Consider the following 19,271-nt stretch of genomic DNA (forward strand, 5'->3'; position numbering starts at 1 on the left):
CGCTGGGGTCGATCTCGCGGGCGGCTACTCCTGCTGCCAGGAGTGCCAGAGGCGCGCGTAGTTGCCGCCCGCCGCGACGAGCTCGTCGTGCGGGCCGATCTCGCTGATGCGGCCGCCGTCGACCACGGCGACGCGGTCGGCGTCGTGCGCGGTGTGCAGGCGGTGCGCGATCGCGACGACGGTCCGGCCCGCGAGCACGGCGTCGAGCGACCGCTCGAGGTGGCGGGCCGCGCGGGGGTCGAGGAGCGACGTCGCCTCGTCCAGCACGAGCGTGTGCGGGTCGAGGAGCACGAGCCGCGCGAGCGCGACCTGCTGCGCCTGCGCGGGGGTGAGAACGTGCCCGCCCGAGCCGACGGTCGTCTCGAGGCCGTCGGGCAGGGTCTCCGCCCAGACGCGCGCGTCCACGGCGTCGAGCGCGTCGCGCAGCTCGGCGTCGCTCGCGTCGACCTTCGCGAGACGCAGGTTGTCCGCGAGCGTCCCGACGAACACGTGGTGCTCCTGCGTGACGAGCGCGACCTCGCGGCGCAGGTCCTCCAGCGGCAGGTCGACGAGGCGGACGCCGCCCGAGCGGACCGACCCGGCCGTGGGCGGGTGGATGCCCGCGAGCATGCGCCCGAGCGTCGACTTGCCCGCGCCGGACGGACCGACGACGGCGAGCCGCTCGCCCGGCTCCAGGTCCAGCGAGACGCCGTGCAGCACGGGGTGGCCCTCGCGGTAGGCGTACTCGACGTCGCGCGCGACGAGCCGGTCGCCGTCGGGCACGTCGCCCGTCGCGGTGCGGTCGCCGGGGACCTGCGTGACGCCGACGATGCGCGCGTAGGAGGCCGCGGCGACCTGGATCTCGTCGAGCCAGAAGATGAGGTTCCACACCGGGCCGGCGAGCTGGAACGCGTACGTCGTCACCGTCGCGACGGCGCCGAGCGTCGTCTGGCCCTGCGACAGCAGCCACGCGCCCCACACGAGCGCCGCGACGGGCGCGATCGCGATCGCGAGGTCGATGCCGGGGAACAGCACGGTGCGCAGCCCGAGCGTGTACTTCTCCGACTCGTACGCCTCGGTGAGGTCGGCGCGGACGCGGGCCTTGCGCCGCTCGGTGAGGGAGAGCGCGTCGACCGTGCGCGCGCCCTCCACGTTCTCCGTGATGGTGCCGTTGAGCGTCGCGTACGCGGCGGCCTCGCGCTGGTAGCCCGCCGACGCGCGCCTGAGGTACCAGCGCGAGACGACGACGAGCAGCGGGACCCCCACGAACAGCGCGATCGCGACCAGCGGCGCGACGACGACCGACGCCACGACCGTGAGCACGAGCGTCACGACGGCGACGAGGAGCTGCGGCACGCCGAACCGCACCGCGTGCTGGATGCGGTCGACGTCGTTGGTCGTGCGGGCGACGAGGTCGCCCGTGCCCGCGCGCTCGACGGTCGACAGGGGGAGCGAGGTCACCGTCTCGACGAGGTCCTCGCGCAGCTCGGCGAACACCGTCTCGCCGAACACCATGGACAGGCGCTGCGCGTACCGGCGCAGCACGGCCTGCGCGACGACGGCCCCCGCGCCGACGGCGACGACGGTCGTCACGTAGGACGAGGTCGTGCCCTCGGTGACGGCGTCGACGAGGCGGCCGAGCAGCCACGGGCCGACGAGCCCGGCGACGGCGGCCAGGGTGTGGAGCACGGCGATCAGGACGAACGTGCCGCGGTGGCGGGCGAAGAGCCGCCCGGCGGCGGCGCGGACGGCGGGGCCGTCGGCGACGGGGAGCTTCACGACTCTCCTCCTTCGGGTGCGGTGCGGGCGAGGACGGGGGACTCGTCGAGCGAGCGCCCGACGACGCGCAGGTAGCGGGCCGCGTCGTCGTCCGGCGCGGTGCCGGACGCGTGGGCGCGGTCCACGAGGTCGCGGTGCGTGCCGCGCGCGGTGACGCGACCGCCCTCGAGGAGCAGGACCTCGTCGACGTGCTCGAGCACGAGCGGCGACGCGGTGACGACGAGCGTCGTGCGCCCGCGCCGGGCGTCGGCGAGGCTCGCGGCGATCCGGGCCTCCGTGTGGGCGTCGACGGCGCTCGTCGGCTCGACGAGCACGAGGACCTCGGGCTCGGTGAGCAGGGCGCGCGCGAGCGCGACGCGCTGGCGCTGCCCGCCCGAGAGCGAGCGGCCCTTCTCGGGCAGCTCGCCCGCGAGGCCGTCGGGGACGGAGTCGAGCACGTCGTGGGCGTCGGCGGTCCGCACGGCGGCGAGCACGTCGGCCTCGGTCGCCGTGCCCCGCGGGTCGAGCTCGTCGCGCAGCGCGCCCGAGAAGAGCTGGGGCGTCGCCTCGGCGACGACGACGCGGCGCCGCAGCGCGTGCTTGTCGAGCTCGGCGAGCAGCGTCCCGCCGAGCCGCACGGGCGTCGCGGCCTCCGCGTCGTCGTCGAACCGGCCGAGGCGCGTGGCGACGGCCGCCGACGCGTCGGGGTCCGCGGACACGAGCGCGACGACGCGGCCCGGCTCGAGGACCAGTCCGCTCGTCTCGTCGACGAGGGGGCTGCCCTCGGGCGGCATGGGCGCCGTGGCCGGCGTCGCGCCCGCGGCGGGCACGACGGCGAGGACGCGCACGATCTTGCGCGACGCGACGTGTGCGCGCGTCGCGATGTTGAGCATCTGCGTCGCGACCTGCAGCGGCCAGCCGAGGAAGGCCGCGTACCCGTAGAACGCGACGAGCTGGCCGGGCGTGATGTCGCCGGCCAGCGCCGCCGTCGCGCCCAGGTAGACGACGAGGACGACGAGGAGGCCCGGCAGGAGCACCTGGAGGGCGTCGAGCGTGGCCTGCGTGTGCGCGACCTTCACGCCCGCCTCCCGCACCTTCTGCGACTGCCGCGCGTAGCGGCCGACGAACACGCCCTCGCCGCCGATGCCGCGCAGGATCCGCAGGCCGGAGACCGTGTCCGCGCCGAGCGTCGTGAGCCGGCCCTGCGCCTCGCGCTGCGCGGCCTGCCGCTGCTGCAACGGCTTCACGAGCAGCGCCAGCACCGCGGCCACGACCGGCAGGCCCAGCACGACGACGAGCCCGAGCTGGAGCGACGTCGAGAGCATGATGACGGCCACCACGACGTACGCCCCGAGCGCGCCGAGGAACTGGCCCATCATGGAGAAGAGCTGGCCGACGCGCATGGCGTCGCTCGCCACGGTCGACACGACCTCGCCCGTCGGCAGCTCCTCCGTGATCGCGTCGCCGGAGCGCGCGGTGACGTCGCCCACGAGCTGGGACGTCGTGAGCGCCGAGCGCAGCCAGTTCGCGATGTCGAACCGGTGCTGCGTCACTCCCGTGACGACGATGCCCAGCCCCAGCGCGAGCAGGAGACCCGCCCAGCGCCACAGCTCCGGCCCGAACCCCTCCGCGAGCCCCTCGTCGAGCGCACGGCCGAGCATGTACGGCTGGAACGCCTGGCACGCGAAGTTGGCCAGGCCGAGCAGCACGGAGGCGGTGAGCACGGTCCACTGGCGCCGGGCCAGCCAGAGCAGGTAGCGCGTCGGTCCGCGCAGGTCGGGGGTCCCCGGGTCGGGGAGGGGGAGGGGTCGCACGGTGTTCTACCCTAGGTTCGGCGTCCGACACGCGGCGACGGTTTAACCGCTGCGACCGCGTCACACGCCACCGCGCGCGGCAGGGACCGCCGCGGCCGTCTCGCCCGGAACGAGGACCTCTCCCATGACCACGCAGGACCCGGCCACCCCGACCGACGCGCCCGCCGCGGCAGCGCCCAGCACGGAGGCCGCGCGCACCGCGATCCGCAAGGCGCGCGGTGCCCTCGCCCGCTACCGGGTCCTCGCGATCATCACCGGCGTGATGCTCCTCATCCTGTGCGTCGAGATGCTCGTCAAGTACGGGGTCGGTCAGTTCGTCGACGTCGACGACGTCATGCGGTACGTGTCGTGGATCCCGTTCGCCCACGGCTGGATCTACGTCGTCTACCTCGTGACGGTCCTCGACCTGTGGACCAAGATGCGCTGGGGCTGGGGCCGCCTCGCGACCATGGTGTTCGCGGGCGTCGTGCCGGTCATGTCGTTCATCCTCGAGAAGAAGGTGCACGCCGAGGCCGAGGCCAAGCTCGCCGTCCTGGAGGAGCAGTACGCGTCATGACGGCGCCCCTCGTGCCGCTCGCGCCCCTCGTCGCACCCGGCCCCGAGCTGACCACCGCGGAGCTCGAGCGGTACGCGCGCCACCTCGCGCTGCCCGGCGTCGGTCCCGAGGGCCAGCGTCGCCTCGCGGCCGCGCGCGTGCTCGTCGTCGGCGCGGGCGGCCTCGGCAGCCCCGCCCTGCTCTACCTCGCCGCCGCGGGCGTGGGCACGATCGGCATCGTCGACGACGACGTCGTCGACACGTCCAACCTCCAGCGCCAGGTCATCCACGGCGGGCCCGACGTCGGCCGTCGCAAGGTCGACTCCGCGCGTGACGCCATCGCCGACGTCAACCCGCACGTGCGCGTCGTCGAGCACGCGGTCCGCCTCGACGCGGACGCTGCGCTCGACGTGCTGCGCGGCTACGACGTCGTGCTCGACGGCGCCGACAACTTCCCCACGCGCTACCTCGTCTCCGACGCGGCCGAGGTCCTCGGCGTCCCCGTGGTCTGGGGCTCGATCTACCGCTTCCAGGGTCAGGTGAGCGTCTTCTGGGCCGCGCCGCGGTTCGCGGTGCCCGACGACGTCCCGCTCCCGGGCGGCGCGGCTCCCGTCGGCCCGGGGGACGACGAGGCGCGCGGCGTCACGTACCGCGACGTGTTCCCCGTCCCGCCGCCGCCCGGTGCCGCGCCCGACTGCGCGACCGGCGGGGTGTTCGGCGCGATGTGCGGGACCGTCGGCTCGGTCATGGCGACCGAGGCGATCAAGCTCGTCACCGGCGCCGGCACGACGCTGCTCGGCCGTCTCGCCGTCTACGACGCGCTCGACCTCTCGTGGCGCCAGCTCACCGTGCGCGCCGACCCGACGCGCGACCCCGTCACCGCGCTCCTGCCGGGCGACGACGCGTACGCCGCGTTCTGCGGGCTCGCCCCTGCGGCGCCGGTCGCGGCGCCGCCGACCGGGGAGCGCGACGTCAGCGCGCCCGACGCCGCGGCGCTGCTCGGCGACGACGGCGCGGCGCCGTACCTGCTCGACGTGCGCGAGGACTGGGAGGCGCAGGTGCGCCCCGTCCCGGGATCGACGCTCGTGCCGAGCGGCGCGTTCCTCGGCGGCGACGCCGCCGCGGCGCTCGCGGACCTGCCGACGGACCGCACCGTGCTCGTCCTGTGCGCGGTCGGCGCCCGCTCGGCCCGCGTCGCCGACGTCGCCCGCGCCGCCGGGATCGACGCCCGCTCCGTCGTCGGCGGCGTCCCCGCGCTCCTCACGGAGATCGCGGGGACCTCCGCGGAGGAATAGGTTCCCCGGCCTCCGACCTGCTCCCGACCTTTCGCGAGGTCGGCGCGCTCCCCGCCCGCGTCGTGACCGGAGGTCCCGTCCTCCCGGCTGGTTCAGTCGTCGTCGAGCAGGTGGCGCGGCTCCGCGGCGAGCACCCCGGCGACCAGGAGGTCAGCCAGTCGGGCAGCGTCGTAGCGGGGGTCGTCATCGCCGCCGATGCAGAGGTTGCCGATGCCCCGCAGGAACATGTACCCGCTCGGCCGGCACTGGGGCCGGGGCCCGAGCGCAGCGTCGAGCAGGGCGTCGCACACCGGGACGAGCCGGTCCACGAAGTACCGGTGCAAGGCGTTCGCGTCCGCCGAGTCGGCCCCGAGGACGCCGGCGAGCCCGTGCTTGGTCACGAGGAAGTCCACGAAGCCGCTCACCCATCGCCGGAGGGCGGCACCGGGGTCCTCGGTGTCGCGCAGGAGCTCGGGTCCGGCGTCGGCCAGCGCCTCGACCTGGTGCCGGTACACCGCGGCCACCAGTGCGGCGCGCGTGGGGAAGTGTCGATAGATCGTCCCCATGCCGACCCCGGCGCGCTCGGCGATCAGTCGTACAGGTGCGTCCACGCCGTCGGTCACGAAGACGGCGGCTGCGGCATCGAGCAACGCCCGCTCGTTGCGCCGCGCGTCGGCGCGCTTCGTCCGCGGCGTCGGGCCGGCCGCTCCGGGAGACGTCATGAGGACCTTTCGTCGAGGTCTTGATAAGCGGAGCGAGGTTCCATATAGTTCCGGAGTGGCGCTCCGGTTCTATTGTGCTCGGCGGCGCCTTCGGACGCAAAGGACGGGTGATCCCTCATGAGCGGTACCCCCACGACGACGGCTGCGCAGGTCGTCCAGGATCTCGACGACGTCGTCGGTGGCGGGAGCCCCGTCGTCTCCGTCGCCCCCGTGCGCCTCGACGCACCCGGGCGCGCGCTGCCTCTCGACCTGCGCGTCTCCGCCCCCGTGTCCGGGCAGGACCTTCCGGTGCTGCTCTTCTCGCACGGCAACGGGTGGTCGTTCGACGGGTACGCACCGCTGGCAGGTTTCTGGGCCTCTCGCGGGTTCGTCGTCGTGCAGCCTTCCCACCTGGACTCGCGCCGCGACGGCATCGGGTTCGACCATCCCGCTTTCGCTCAGGTCTGGCTCGAGCGTCACGCCGACCTCGTGCGGGCCGTGGACCAGCTCGAGACGATCGAGCGTGCCGTGCCGGACCTCGTCGGACGGGTCGATCCCGGCCGGGTCGTCGCGGTCGGGCACTCCTGGGGCGCCCAGACGGTGCAGATGCTGCTCGGCGCCCGCGTCCTCGACGGCACGGGCGAGCCAGGCCAGGACCGCTCGGACGGGCGGGTGCGGGCCGGCGTGCTCCTGGCAGCGACCGGGATCGGAGGCGACGAGCTGCACCCGTTCGCCCGGCAGCACTTCCCCTTCATGAACCCCTCGTTCGCCGAGCTGACCACGCCCACGCTCGTCGTGGCCGGCGACCGCGACCAGTCGGCGATGTCCAGCCGTGGCCCGGACTGGTTCACCGACGCCTACGTCCAGAGCCCGGGAGCCACGGACCTGCTGACCCTGTCCGGCGCCGAGCACTCCCTGGGCGGCATCCCGGGCTGGGAGGCGGCCGAGACCACCGACGAGAACCCCGAGCGGGTCGCGGTGCTGCAGCGGCTGACCACCGCCTATCTGCGCAGCGCGCTCGACCCGGCTGATGTCGGATGGGCGCGGGCTGCCGCGGCGCTGGCCGAGAGCGGTACGGCGCTCGGCCGGATCGACAGCAGGTAGCCCCCCGCCGCCCGGCTTCGCTGTCACAGGGCGAGGTCGAGGCGGCCCTGGGGGGACGAGCTCGCGAGGGCGCCCTCGCGGCGGGGGATGCGGCCGGCGCCGGCGGCGAGGCGGCCGGACTCGACGGCGAGGCGCATGGCGTGCGCCATGCGGACCGGGTCGGCGGCGCGCGTGACGGCGGTCGCGAGCAGGACGCCGTCGCACCCGAGCTCCATCGCCTGCGCGGCGTCCGACGCCGTCCCGATCCCCGCGTCAAGGATCACGGGTACGCGGGCCGCGGTGGCGATCGCCTCGATGTTGCGGGGGTTGAGGATGCCGAGGCCGGTGCCGATCGGCGCGCCGAGAGGCATGACGGCGGCGCACCCGACGTCCTCGAGCCGGCGCGCGAGGATCGGGTCGTCGTTCGTGTAGGGAAGCACGACGAACCCGTCGCGCACGAGCTGCTCGGCCGCCTCGACGAGACCGACGGGGTCGGGCAGGAGCGTGACGTCGTCCGCGATCACCTCGAGCTTGACCCACTCGGTGCCGCACGCCTCGCGCGCGAGGTGCGCGGTGAGCACGGCCTCGCGCACCGAGAAGCACCCGGCGGTGTTGGGCAGCGCGCGGATGCCGAGGCGCGCGAGCAGCGCCCAGATCCCGGCGTCGGGGCTGGCATCGCCGCCCGCGCGCACCGCGACGCGGCGCATCGCGACGGTCGTCAGCGCGGTGCCCGACGCGACGAGCGCGTCCTCGAGCGTGAGCAGGTTCGCCGCCCCGCCCGTCCCCATGACGAGGCGGGAGCCGATCGTCGTGCCGGCGACGACGAGCGGGTCGTCGGCGAGGCCGTCGCCTTCCGCGGCGCGGCGCGGGGTGGTGTCGGTCGTGGTCACGGGTCCTCCTCAGCCGCCCTGGACGGCGGTCACGATCTCGATGCGGTCGCCGGGCGCGACGACGGTCGTCGCCCAGGAGCCGCGCGGCACGACGGCGTCGTCCACGGCGACGGCGACGCCTTGCGGCGTCCCGTCGGCGACGTATGCGGGCACGAGCGCCGCGACGAGCTGCTCGAGGTGCACGGGCGCGTCGAGCGGGTACGGCTCGCCGTTGACGAGCGCGGTCGGAACGGGTGGGGTCACGGGAATCACCTCGGTGTCGTCGTGGAGAAGGCGCCCGCCCGGCCGGTGCCGAACCCGGGATCGTTCCCCAGGTCGGGCGCGCCGTGGGGAGAGAGCCCGGGTTCGGCGAAGCGGTCGGTGCGGGTCGGGGCGAGGGCGACCGCGACGGTGGGCTGGAGTGCGGTGCCGGTGAGGCCGGCGACGACCGCGTCGGCGGTGAGCGGCGCGAGGAGGATGCCGTTGCGCCCGTGTCCGGTCGCGAGGTGCAGGCCGGGGACGGCGGTCGGGCCGACGAGCGGCAGGTTGTCCGGGGTCGCGGGCCGCGCACGCGGGGTCACGTCGACGAGCGCGGCCTCGTCGATCCCGGGCAGGAGGGCGCGCGCGTCGCGCAGCAGGGCGAAGACGCCGCCGGCGGTCGCGCGGCGGTCGTCCGGGTTCTCCTCGGTCGTCGCGCCGACGACGACCTCCCGGTGCCCCGCGCAGCCGTGACCCTGCCCGTCGGGTACGGGGTCGCGCGGCACGACGTACACGGGCCGCCCCTGCACGACCCCGCGCACCACGTGCTCCAGCGCGAGGTCCGGCCCGGCGTCGAGGCGCAGCGTCTGCCCCTTGACCGGTCGCGTCGGTACGACGACGCCTGGCACGTCCGCGAGCAGCGCGCCGGACTCCCAGCCCGCCGCGACGACGACGGCACCGGCCGCGTGGAGCCGGCCCCCGTCGTCGTGCACGCCCACGACGCGCCCGGCCGGGTCGACCGCGAGCCGCGTCGCCGACGCCCGCACGACGACGGCGCGCACCCCGGCACGGCCGTCCCCGCCCGCGGGCGCACCCGCCCCGGAGCCCGCGCCGGGGGCGACGTCGAGCGCGCCGAGCAGCGCCGCGTGCGTCGCGCGGGGGTCGACCGCGTGGTCGGCGGGCGCCCACGCCGCGCCCGCGACCCGGGGGCCGAGGTACGGCTCGCGCCGGCGCGCGTCGGCGACGGTGAGCTCGCGCGAGGCCAGGCCGTGCGCCGCGTGGAGGGCGAGGACGCGGCGGAGCAGCGCGAGGTCGTCGGCGTCGTACGCGAGGGTGAGGGTACCTGCGGTGCGCAGCCCGACGTCGGCCCCCGTCGCGGCGCGCAGGTCGGCGGCGAAGCCGGGCCAGGCTCCGGCGGCCGCGAGGTGCAGGCGCAGCGCGTCGTCCTCGCCGAAGTCGGCCTCCGTGACCGGGGCGAGCATGCCGGCGGCGGCGCGCGTCGCGCCGTCGCCCGGCGACGGGTCCAGCACCGTGACCGTCAGACCGGCGCGCGCGGCGCGCCACGCCACGGCGAGCCCCACGATCCCACCGCCCACGACGACGACGTCGCGCGCGCCGTCGGGCACGGCAGGACCGGCTCCCGGCGGGCGGGGCTCGGGACGGACAGGGGTGTGCATGCGCGCTCCCTTCGCTGGCATGACCCAGATCAGGTTCGACGGTCGGCTCCGACGCCCTCTCAGCCCCGTGCGGGGCTCCCGTGCTGTCGGCCACAGTACCCGCGCGGGGGAGCGGGCGCGGCTAGGCTCCGGCGGGTGAGCACCGAGACCTTCGCCACGCCCGCGCACCCCGTCGTGCCGGCACCGGACGACGCGCGCGCCCGCCTCGCCGACGCGCGCCTCTACCTGTGCACCGACGCGCGCGAGGAGCGCGGCGACCTCGAGGACTTCCTGCGGGCGGCGCTCGCGGGCGGGGTCGACGTGGTCCAGCTGCGCGACAAGACGCTCGACGTGGCGCGCGAGCTCGAGCTCCAGGAGCTCGTCGCGCGGGTCGCGGCGGAGCACGGCGCCCTGTGGGCGGTGAACGACCGGGCCGACGTCGCACGGCTCGCGGGCGCGCCCGTCGTCCACATGGGCCAGGGGGACCTGCCGGTGCCTGCGGTGCGCGCCCTGCTGGGCCCGGACCCCGTGCTCGGCCGGTCCACGCACTCGGCCGAGCAGGCGGCCGCGGCCGAGGCCGACCCGGGCGTCGACTACTTCTGCGTGGGCCCGCTGTGGGCGACGCCCACCAAGCCGGGGCGTGCCGCCGTCGGGCTCGACCTGCTGCGCGCGGTCGCCGCGACGCGGCCGGGCACGCCGTGGTTCGCGATCGGCGGGGTGGACCCGGACCGGCTCGACGCGGTGCTCGACGCCGGGGCGGACCGCGTCGTCGTGGTGCGGGCGATCACGCAGGCGCCGGACCCGGAGCGTGCCGCGCGCGCCCTGCGCGAGCGCGTGGCAGGACGAGCCGCCGCGCGAGCGGGCGAGCGCGCCGGCGCCTGAGACGCGTGACGGTCGCCCGCCGCGCGGCGACTATCCTGGAGCGGTGACGTCACCCGCCACCGCTCCCGACACCCCCACCACCGCCGAGGTCGCCGCGACCCCGCGCCCCGTGCTCGTCGTCGACTTCGGCGCCCAGTACGCGCAGCTCATCGCGCGCCGCGTGCGCGAGGCCAAGGTCTACTCCGAGATCGTGCCGCACACGTTCACGGTCGAGCAGATGCTCGCGAAGGACCCGGTCGCGATCATCCTCTCGGGTGGTCCGTCGTCCGTGTACGCGACCGGCGCCCCGTTCGTCGACCCGGCGCTGTTCGAGGCCGGCGTGCCCGTCATGGGCATCTGCTACGGTTTCCAGGCCATGGCGAAGGCGCTCGGCGGCGAGGTGGCCCAGACGGGCCTGCGCGAGTACGGCGGGACCGAGGTCGAGGTGTGCGCCGCGGGCGTGCTGCTCGACGGCACGCCGGAGAACCAGACCACGTGGATGAGCCACGGCGACGCGGTGCACCGCGCGCCCGAGGGGTTCGAGGTCCTCGCGACGTCGGCCGGCTCGCCCGTCGCGGCGTTCGAGAACACCACGCGCCGCCTCTACGGCGTGCAGTGGCACCCCGAGGTCAAGCACTCCGCGCACGGCCAGACCGTGCTGGAGCACTTCCTGTACGACGGCGCCGGGCTGGCCCCGGACTGGACGCCCGGCAACGTCATCGCGGACCAGGTCGCGGCGATCCGCGCCCAGGTCGGCGACGCGCGCGTCATCTGCGCGCTCTCCGGCGGCGTCGACTCCGCGGTCGCGGCCGCGCTCGTGCAGCGCGCCGTGGGCGACCAGCTCACGTGCGTGCACGTGGACCACGGGCTCATGCGCGCGGGCGAGGTCGAGCAGATCGAGCGCGACTTCGTCGCGGCGACCGGCGTCAACCTCGTGATCCGCGACGAGAAGGAGCGGTTCCTCACCGCGCTCGCCGGGCACAGCGACCCCGAGACCAAGCGCAAGATCATCGGCCGCGAGTTCATCCGCGTGTTCGAGGACGCGGCGCGCCAGATCGTCGAGGACGCGGGCGAGCACGGCGCCGAGGTCAAGTTCCTCGTGCAGGGCACGCTGTACCCGGACGTCGTCGAGTCGGGCGGCGGCGAGGGCGCGGCGAACATCAAGAGCCACCACAACGTCGGCGGTCTGCCCGACGACCTGCAGTTCTCGCTCGTCGAGCCGCTGCGCACCCTGTTCAAGGACGAGGTCCGCGCGGTCGGTCGCGAGCTTGGCGTGCCCGAGGAGATCGTCGCGCGCCAGCCGTTCCCGGGCCCCGGGCTCGGCATCCGCATCGTCGGCGAGGTCACGGCGGACCGCCTCGAGACGCTGCGCGCCGCGGACGCGATCGCGCGCGAGGAGCTGACGAAGGCGGGTCTCGACAACGAGATCTGGCAGTGCCCGGTCGTGCTGCTCGCCGACGTGCGCTCGGTCGGCGTCCAGGGCGACGGCCGCACCTACGGCCACCCGATCGTCCTGCGCCCCGTCTCGTCCGAGGACGCGATGACGGCCGACTGGACGCGCCTGCCCTACGACGTGCTGTCCGTCATCTCGACGCGCATCACCAACGAGGTGGCCGAGGTCAACCGGGTCGTGCTCGACGTCACGAGCAAGCCCCCGGGCACCATCGAGTGGGAGTGACCCCCTAGCGGGACGGACGGGCCCGACGATCGACGACGATCGTCGCGGCCCGTTCGTAGGCGCGCTCCACGTCGGCGAGCACGCGCGGCCAGCCCGCCGACGACGGCACGTCGCGGTTGTGCGCGACGATCCGGTCGAGCAGGCCGTCCTCGGTCGCGAGCCGCACGAGCGCGTCGGCGAGCCCGGCGTCGTCGTCCGCGAGGAGCGCGTCGACGCCGTCGGTGAGGCGTTCCGCGACGCCCGACTGCGAGCGCGTCAGGACCGCGAGACCGGCGGCCTGGCCCTCCAGCGCGGCGATGCCGAACGCCTCCTCCACGGCGGGCGCGGCGAACACGTCGGCCCGTGCGTAGAGGCGCTGGAGCCCGGTCGCGTCGAGGCGGCCCGGCAGCGACACGACCGACCCCAGCCCGTGCTCCGCGACGAAGCGCCGCGCGTCGGCCAGCTCGGGGCCGTCCCCGGCGAGCGTCACGTGGAGCGCACCCTCGGGGAGGCGCCCGACGGCGTCGCGCACCACCTCCAGGAGCGGCAGCACGCGCTTGCGCGGGGCGAACCGCGTCGCGGCGACGACGTGCACGGCGGAGCCCTCCATGCGGTCCGCGCGCTCGGTGCGGGGTACGCGCCACGCGTCCAGGTCGAGGCCGTTGTGCAGCACCACGACCTCGCCGTGGTCGCCGACGATGCGGCGCAGCGGAGCGGCGGTCAGCTCGCTCACCGCCGACCACAGCACCGGCCACCGTGACCACCGCACGACGCGGTCCAGCCCCGCGAACGCCCGCTCGGCGCCGCCCCACACGCTGTGCACGGTGAGCACCGCGGGCAGCCCGGCCCGGACCACCGTGCGCAGCGACGCCTGCGTCGAGGGGGTGAGGACGCCCATGTGCAGGTGCACGACGTCGGGCCGGTCCGCGCCCAGGATCCGCGCCACGTGGTGGGGCGCGCGCGGGTGGACGGGGTAGCCGCCCGGGACGCGCGCCGCGAGCCGGTGGACCGTGACGTCGCCGTCCCGCTCGGTCGAGACGCCGTGCGCGCCGGGGCGCGCGGGCGTGGTGCACACGACGGACACGTCGTGGCCGGCCGCCGCCTGCTGCTGCGCGAGCCGCGCGACCTGGGTCTCGATCCCGCCGAGCAGGGGGAGGTAGCAGTCGGTCAGGTGGGTGATGCGCACGGTCGGCATCCTCCCATCCCGGCGCGGCGCTGAGGTGCGCGTTCGCCGCGCGGGGGGCCGCCGTCGTCGCTACCGTGGGTCCCGTATGGGTGGTTCGACCGCCCTGCGGCGGACCCGCGCCCGCGGGTCGCGGACCGCGGTGCGGCAGCAGGTGGGTCCTGACGAAGGGGAGAACGCGCCATGTCGAGCACCGTCACCGTCACGCCGGCCAAGGGGGCGCGAGGCATCGGCCTCGTGTCGATCATCGCCGGCATCGTCCTCCTCCTCGCGGGCATCGGGACCTGGATCGTGGTCGCGAACCAGCTGTCCGCCGAGGAGATCACCGTCTCGGACGACGCGTCGTTCATGGCGGGCCGCCACGTCAACGGGCCGCTCACCGCGTACGCGCAGGCCGAGGTCATCAACAAGCACGCGCTCGAGGCGAGCGGCGGCCAGACGTACGCCGAGCTCGACCAGGACGACCCGACGCGGCAGACGGTCATGACGGCGTCGTTCCTCCGGGCGTCGCTCTTCACGTCCGTCGTCGCGTTCGGGGTGTGCCTGCTCGTCATGGGGCTCGGCATCCTGTTCATCCTCGTCGGGATCGCGCTCCGGCGGCTCGCGGGCGGCCCGAGCGTCGCGGTCGAGACGCCGGGGGCGTACACGTCGTCGGGCGACCTGTCGGACGCGGGACGGCACGCCGCCCCGGCGCACGCGGAGCCCGCGCCGACCGCCCCGCCCGTCCGTCCGGAACCGACTCGTCCCGTCGAGGCCCCGGGCCGCACGTCCGCGCTCTCGACGCCCGGCGCCGAGGCCCGCGCGGCCGCGACGCCGGTCGAGCCGACCGGCGCACCCGGCACGGGCACGCCGTCCGCACCCGGCGCGTCGCCCGCGACCTCGCCGGACACGACGCCGCCCGCGACCGGACCCACGGGCACCGCGCCCGAGCGCCGGGGTGACGGGCCCACCCCCTGATCGTCCCGGCCGTCCGTCCGGACGCCGAGGACCCGTTCCCACCGGGTCGCACCGGGGAGAGCGTGCGGGGCGGCGTCGCTCGGACACGCCGAGGGGCCGTGGCACACCTGCCACGGCCCCTCGGTGTCTCTCGACCCGGTGTCTCTCGACCCGGTGTCTCTCGACCCCGGTCTCTCCTGGGCCGCCGGGTCCGCGCCAACGTCCCCGGTCGCGAGGTCCGCGTGCAGACGAGACCGGGCTCAGCCTCGTCGGCGCCGGGCCCCCGAGACGATGGACCCGACCACGAGCGTGAGCCCCGCGGCGGCGAGCACGACGATCGTGGCCAGCCCGAGGTCGACCCGCGCGCCGAGCGCGGCGGCGAGGACGACGACGCCGAACGCGACGATGACGAAGCCCCACACGATCGTGGCGACGCGCGGCCCGCGCCGACCGGGCGCCTGGGGCTCGGCAGGGGCGAACAGCACCGTGGGTGCCGTGGGTGCCGTGGGCGACCCGGGCGTCGCCGGGACGGACCGCCCTCCGGGCGGGACCGCGCCGGGGGCCGGGCCGGACGTCGTCGGGCCGCCGGGAGCGGCGGTCGGGTGCGTGGGGGCCGCCGGTCCGGGCACGTCCAGGACGGAGGTCTCCCCGTCCCGCACCCGCGCCACGGGCAGGGGCTCCGTGGCGTGCGGCTCGGACGCCGGCGGCCCGGCGAGGGGCTCCGTGGCCGCGGGCTCGGTGGACAGCGGGACCGTCGGGTGCGCGTCCGCCTCGGGGGCCTCGGCCCGCGGCGTGTCGAACAGCTCGTCGCCGAGCGGCCGCGTGTCGTCGGCGCGGCGTTCTGAGTCGTTCATCAGTCCTCCTCGATCGTGATCTGGCCGGCCCCGACCTCGACCCGCAGCACGAGCAGCGGGTCGTCGCCGGACTGGACCTCGTCGTTGTCGAACGTGACCGGCTGCGTGCTGACGCCACCGATCTCCTGCCGGTCGCCGTCGACGTGCCAGCGCGCGTTCCCGGCGAGCACCTGGACCTCCGCGCGGACGGGGACGCCGTCGGGCACGACGACGGTCGCATCCCCGGCGCCGAGCTGGACCGGGACCTCGACGGGAGAGGCTCCGGACGCGTCCGACAGGTCGAGCCCGGAGAGGTCGATCGTGGGGTCGCCGAACGCCACGGCGAAGCCCTCCTCGGCGACGTCCGGGTCGGTCACGCGGTGCGTGCCGTCCGTGACGGTCCGCACGGAGTCGTCCAGGAAGAACGTGAACGGGGCCGACCGCCACGCGGACGCCGGGAGCGCGACGACCAGCAGGAGCACCGCGAGCCAGCCGAGGCCGCCGCTCGTGCGTCCGCGCAGGCCGCTCACGACGATCGCCAGGCCCGCGAGGATCCCGGACAGGCCCGCCCAGGTGAGGAACACCGGCCAGGGCAGGTCGCCCTGCCGGTCGACGACGAGGAGGAACGCACCGAGCAGGAGGCTCAGTCCGACCACGACCCCCGTCGTGGTCGCGCCGGGCCCCCGCGGACGCGGGGGCTTCGGCGGCTGGGGGGCGCGCGGGGGCCTCGGGGGCTGCTGCGCGGACAGGTTCCGCGGTCCCTGGTGGGCGCGCTGCGGAGCGGCGGTCGCGCCGAGCGGTGCGCCCGGGGCGTACGGGGGGAGAGGCGCGGTGACACCCTGGGCGGTCGAGGCGTACGGGCTGGCCTCGGCGGACCAGGTCACCCGGTCCTGGGGGCCCGACGACGCCGAGGCCGACGGCGTCCCGGGGGAGCCCCACGGGGCGTCGGCCGGCGCGGGGCCGCCGGCAGCGCCCGGAGCGTACCCCGGTCCGCCCGGAGCGTAGCCAGGTCCACCCGGACCGTTGCCCGGTCCGCCGGGACCGTAGCCCGGTCCTCCGGGACCGTAGCCGGGTCCACCCGGGCCGTGGCCGGGTGCGGCGGGCCCGCCGGTGCCCGATGCGCCGGGGCCGCCGGGCCACGGAGGAGCCTGCGGCGGTGCGCCCTGGGGTCCCCGGGGGCCGCGCTGCGTGAGCGCGGAGACCACGACGACCGCCACGGTGACGAACGCCGCGACCCAGAACAGGCCGGTGAGCCACCCCAGGTGGAGCGCGTCCCACCACGACCACCAGCCGCCGCCCCACGAGAACCCGACGACGACGAACGCGGCCGCGCCGAGCAGCGCGACGTCCACGTTGCCGCGGAACGCCTCCTGGAGGTGGATGCGCCCGTCACGCCGCTCCGGCAGGAGGGCCCAGGCGGCGCCGTAGAGGACGAGCCCGGCGCCCGACAGGAAGAACGTCACGAAGAGCAGCCCGCGCACGATGAGGGGGTCGATCCCGAACCGCTCGGCGACGCCGGACGCGACGCCGCCGATCCACCGGTCGTCCGAGCGGAAGATGCCCACGCGGCGGACGGCGTCGAAGAAGCCGTCGGTGCCGTTCGGGCGGGTCCCGCCAGGGCCCTGCGGAGGGCCCTGGGGGGTGCCCTGCGGAGGACCCTGGCCAGGGTCGGACGGGCCGGCGGGCCCTGCCCACGCGGGGTCGGGTCCGCTCGGCCCGGGAGGGACGGTGCCCGGCTGTGCGCCGGACGCGTCGGCGGCGCCGCCGGAGGGCCCGGGCTGGGCGCCGGGTCCGGGAAGGTCGGGAGTGCTCATGGCCACCACTCTGGCCCGGGAGCCGCCTCGCCGGTATCGGGTGCCACCCTGACCCGACCCTGAACCGGCCGCGGACCGACCCTGGTTTCCCCGTCCGGGGGCGCTCCGGGCGCCCGCGACGTGTGACGATCGGGGGGTGACGACTCCTGCCCGCCCCGGCCTGCGGCCCGGTGCACCCACCGGTGCCGGGCCCGGTTCCCGACCGCGCGGCCTGCCGCTGCGCCGCCCCGAGCGCGGCCGGTGGGTCGCGGGCGTGTGCGCCGGGCTCGCCGCGCACCTGGGCGTCGGCGTCGGTGTCGTGCGCCTCGTGATGGCGCTCCTCGGGCTCGCGGGCGGCGCGGGCGTCGCGCTCTACGTCTTCTGGTGGCTCACGGTCCCCTCCGGCGACCCGGCCGCGGCGCGTGACGAGCAGCGCCCGGCGTCGCTGTCGCGCCTCGCCCCCCGGCTCCAGGGCAGCGTGCGCCGGCTGCCCGTGCGCGACGTCGCGATCGGCGTCGTCCTGCTGGGCGGCGCCGCGCTGCTCGTGGCGCTGCGCACGGGCGTCGACGTCGAGGTGTCGTGGGTGATCCCGGTCCTCATCGCGCTCGCGGGCGCGGCGCTCGCGTGGAGCCAGCTCGACGCCGTCGAGCGCGGCCGGCTGCTCACCCGGGCCGGCGGGCGCACGCCCGCCGGGGTCCTCCGCATCGCCGGCGGCGTCGTGCTCGTGCTCGTGGGCATCGTCCTGCTCGTGGGCCAGGACGCGCGGCCCACCCAGATCGTCCGCGCGGCGGTCGCGGCGGTCGCCGTGCTCGGCGGCGTCGCGATCGTGCTCGCGCCGTGGTGGCTCAAGCTGGTGCGCGAGCTCGGCGACGAGCGCGCCGCGCGCGCCCGCGAGGCGGAGCGCGCCGACATCGCGGCGCACCTGCACGACTCGGTGCTGCAGACGCTCGCCCTCATCCGCGCGCGGTCGTCCGACGCCGACACCGTCGCGCGCCTCGCGCGCGCCCAGGAGCGCGAGCTGCGCGAGTGGCTGTACGACGACCGCCCCTCGCCCGGGACGTCGCTCGCCGCCGAGCTGCGCGGGCTGGTCGCGGAGGTCGAGGACGGGCGCGTGGGCCGTCGGGCGGAACCCATCGGCGCGCCCGTCGGGTCGACCGGCGGGTCGACCGGCGAGACCGACCCCGGGCCGGTCGTGGTCGACGTCGTCGTGGTGGGCGACTGCACGCCCACGCAGGAGACGGCGGCGCTGCTGCAGGCGACCCGCGAGGCGCTCGTCAACGCCGTCGCGCACGGCGGTCCGCCCTACTCGGTCTACCTGGAGGTCAGCGACGCGGCCGTCGAGGTCTTCGTGCGCGACCGCGGGGAGGGCTTCGACATGGAGGACGTCGCGCCCGACCGGTTCGGCGTCCGGGAGTCGATCCTCGGCCGGGTCCAGCGCCGCGGCGGGAAGGCCGAGATCATCAGCAGGCCCGGGTGGGGCACGGAGGTACGGTTGCGCGTGCCGCGCGCCCTGACGACCGAGCCCGAGCCCGCCCGCCCGCCGTCGGGCACCCCGTCGAGCGCACCCTCGAACCAGGAGACCCCGTGACGACCATCCCCAGCACGCCGGCCGCCGGCGGACCCGCGACCGGCCCCGTCCCGGTGGTGCTCGTCGACGACCACCACATGTTCCGCGCGGGCGTGCGCGCGAGCCTCGACCCGGCCCTCGTCACCGTGGTGGGGGAGGCGGACGACGTCGAGTCCGCCGTCGCGCGCGTCCACGAGCTGCGGCCCCCGGTCGTGCTGCTCGACGTGCACCTGCCGGGCGGCAGCGGGGGCGGCGGCGCGGAGGTCATCCAGCGCTGCGCCGACGCGCTCGGCGACGTGCGGTTCCTCGCGCTCTCGGTGTCGGACGCCGCGGAGGACGTCGTCGCGGTCATCCGCGCCGGGGCGCGCGGATACGTGACCAAGGCGATCTCCGGGCCGGACCTGTCGGCCGCCGTCGGGCAGGTCGCGGACGGCGACGCGGTGTTCTCGCCACGCCTCGCGGGCTTCGTGCTCGACGCGTTCGGCACGGGGGCGGGCGACGTCGCGGTGCGCGACGACGAGCTGGACCGGCTGTCCGCGCGCGAGCAGGAGGTCATGCGCCTCATCGCGCGCGGGTACACCTACCGCGAGGTCGCGTCCGAGCTGTTCATCTCGATCAAGACCGTCGAGACCCACGTCTCCGCGGTCCTGCGCAAGCTCCAGCTCTCCTCCCGCCACGAGCTCACCCGCTGGGCGGCCCAGCGCCGCCTCCTGTAGCGGGACCGTCCGTGCCGCGCGCCCGCCCCGGGCCTGACGCACACTGGCGGGTGTGAGCCTGGCAGCCCGTGCCCCGCG

At 76.3% G+C, this 19,271-nt stretch carries 17 protein-coding genes and 1 riboswitch; of the genes, 8 read left to right on the plus strand and 9 right to left on the minus strand.

Going from position 1 to position 19,271, the window contains the following annotated elements; genetic code table 11:
* Positions 1-24: 24 nt before the first annotated feature.
* On the minus strand, positions 25-1,758 hold the full coding sequence (locus ACZ402_RS03600) for an ABC transporter ATP-binding protein (RefSeq protein ID WP_375825748.1): 1,734 nt from the start codon (positions 1,756-1,758) through the stop codon (positions 25-27).
* Entirely contained in the window at positions 1,755-3,551 is a 1,797-nt protein-coding gene (locus ACZ402_RS03605; RefSeq protein ID WP_375825749.1) for an ABC transporter transmembrane domain-containing protein, read from the minus strand. Before ACZ402_RS03605 ends, ACZ402_RS03600 begins: the two co-directional genes overlap by 4 nt.
* 124 nt (positions 3,552-3,675) lie before the next feature.
* Here ACZ402_RS03605 and ACZ402_RS03610 point away from each other — a divergent pair, with 124 nt between their 5' ends.
* Entirely contained in the window at positions 3,676-4,107 is a 432-nt protein-coding gene (locus ACZ402_RS03610; RefSeq protein WP_264032042.1) for a DUF3817 domain-containing protein, read from the plus strand.
* Positions 4,104-5,381: a ThiF family adenylyltransferase gene (locus ACZ402_RS03615; RefSeq protein WP_375825751.1), complete on the plus strand. Its 1,278-nt coding sequence runs from the start codon at positions 4,104-4,106 to the stop codon at positions 5,379-5,381. The genes ACZ402_RS03610 and ACZ402_RS03615 overlap by 4 nt, the downstream gene beginning before the upstream one ends.
* A 92-nt stretch (positions 5,382-5,473) precedes the next feature.
* On the opposite strand, the gene ACZ402_RS03620 is transcribed toward ACZ402_RS03615, so the two are convergent.
* The gene (locus ACZ402_RS03620) at positions 5,474-6,082 is read right to left on the minus strand and encodes a TetR/AcrR family transcriptional regulator (protein WP_375825752.1); all 609 of its coding nucleotides are present in this window, start codon (positions 6,080-6,082) and stop codon (positions 5,474-5,476) included.
* Between the two features lie 117 nt (positions 6,083-6,199).
* Here ACZ402_RS03620 and ACZ402_RS03625 point away from each other — a divergent pair, with 117 nt between their 5' ends.
* Positions 6,200-7,165, plus strand: coding sequence for an alpha/beta hydrolase family protein (locus ACZ402_RS03625; protein ID WP_375825753.1), 966 nt, complete (start codon positions 6,200-6,202; stop codon positions 7,163-7,165).
* Between the two features lie 23 nt (positions 7,166-7,188).
* Here the strand turns inward: ACZ402_RS03625 and ACZ402_RS03630 are convergent, their stop codons facing one another.
* Genes ACZ402_RS03630 through ACZ402_RS03640 form a run of 3 tightly spaced genes read right to left on the minus strand, consistent with a single transcriptional unit; the run spans position 7,189 to position 9,668 of the window.
* Positions 7,189-8,034, minus strand: a complete 846-nt coding sequence (locus ACZ402_RS03630; protein WP_375825754.1) for a thiazole synthase — start codon at positions 8,032-8,034, stop codon at positions 7,189-7,191.
* A gap of 9 nt (positions 8,035-8,043) precedes the next feature.
* A complete protein-coding gene (gene thiS / locus ACZ402_RS03635; protein WP_375825755.1) occupies positions 8,044-8,277 on the minus strand; it encodes a sulfur carrier protein ThiS in 234 nt (77 codons plus the stop codon).
* 5 nt (positions 8,278-8,282) lie between these two features.
* Positions 8,283-9,668, minus strand: coding sequence for an FAD-dependent oxidoreductase (locus ACZ402_RS03640; RefSeq protein ID WP_375825756.1), 1,386 nt, complete (start codon positions 9,666-9,668; stop codon positions 8,283-8,285).
* A 4-nt stretch (positions 9,669-9,672) separates the two neighbouring features.
* A riboswitch (TPP riboswitch) is annotated at positions 9,673-9,752 on the minus strand.
* Between the two features lie 51 nt (positions 9,753-9,803).
* Between ACZ402_RS03640 and thiE the strand changes: the two genes are divergently transcribed.
* Both thiE and guaA read left to right on the plus strand, forming a co-directional pair.
* The gene (gene thiE / locus ACZ402_RS03645) at positions 9,804-10,529 is read left to right on the plus strand and encodes a thiamine phosphate synthase (protein ID WP_375825757.1); all 726 of its coding nucleotides are present in this window, start codon (positions 9,804-9,806) and stop codon (positions 10,527-10,529) included.
* Positions 10,530-10,572: 43 nt separating this feature from the next.
* A complete protein-coding gene (guaA, locus tag ACZ402_RS03650) occupies positions 10,573-12,186 on the plus strand; it encodes a glutamine-hydrolyzing GMP synthase (RefSeq protein ID WP_375825758.1) in 1,614 nt (537 codons plus the stop codon).
* A 4-nt stretch (positions 12,187-12,190) separates the two neighbouring features.
* On the opposite strand, the gene ACZ402_RS03655 is transcribed toward guaA, so the two are convergent.
* Positions 12,191-13,351, minus strand: coding sequence for a glycosyltransferase family 4 protein (locus ACZ402_RS03655; RefSeq protein WP_375825759.1), 1,161 nt, complete (start codon positions 13,349-13,351; stop codon positions 12,191-12,193).
* A 180-nt stretch (positions 13,352-13,531) separates the two neighbouring features.
* Between ACZ402_RS03655 and ACZ402_RS03660 the strand changes: the two genes are divergently transcribed.
* A complete protein-coding gene (locus ACZ402_RS03660; protein ID WP_375825760.1) occupies positions 13,532-14,305 on the plus strand; it encodes a hypothetical protein in 774 nt (257 codons plus the stop codon).
* Between the two features lie 239 nt (positions 14,306-14,544).
* On the opposite strand, the gene ACZ402_RS03665 is transcribed toward ACZ402_RS03660, so the two are convergent.
* Positions 14,545-15,138, minus strand: coding sequence for a hypothetical protein (locus ACZ402_RS03665; RefSeq protein ID WP_375825761.1), 594 nt, complete (start codon positions 15,136-15,138; stop codon positions 14,545-14,547).
* Positions 15,138-16,931, minus strand: a complete 1,794-nt coding sequence (locus ACZ402_RS03670) for a PspC domain-containing protein (RefSeq protein WP_375825762.1) — start codon at positions 16,929-16,931, stop codon at positions 15,138-15,140. The genes ACZ402_RS03665 and ACZ402_RS03670 overlap by 1 nt, the downstream gene beginning before the upstream one ends.
* Before the next feature lie 136 nt (positions 16,932-17,067).
* On the opposite strand from ACZ402_RS03670, the gene ACZ402_RS03675 reads away from it, so the two are divergent.
* Together ACZ402_RS03675 and ACZ402_RS03680 are read left to right on the plus strand one after the other, a co-directional pair.
* Complete coding sequence (locus tag ACZ402_RS03675) at positions 17,068-18,498, plus strand: PspC domain-containing protein (protein WP_375825763.1); 1,431 nt, start codon at positions 17,068-17,070, stop codon at positions 18,496-18,498.
* A gap of 77 nt (positions 18,499-18,575) precedes the next feature.
* A complete protein-coding gene (locus ACZ402_RS03680; protein ID WP_375825783.1) occupies positions 18,576-19,193 on the plus strand; it encodes a LuxR C-terminal-related transcriptional regulator in 618 nt (205 codons plus the stop codon).
* Positions 19,194-19,271: the final 78 nt, after the last annotated feature.

The organism is Cellulosimicrobium sp. NPDC030954 (genome assembly GCF_055571305.1).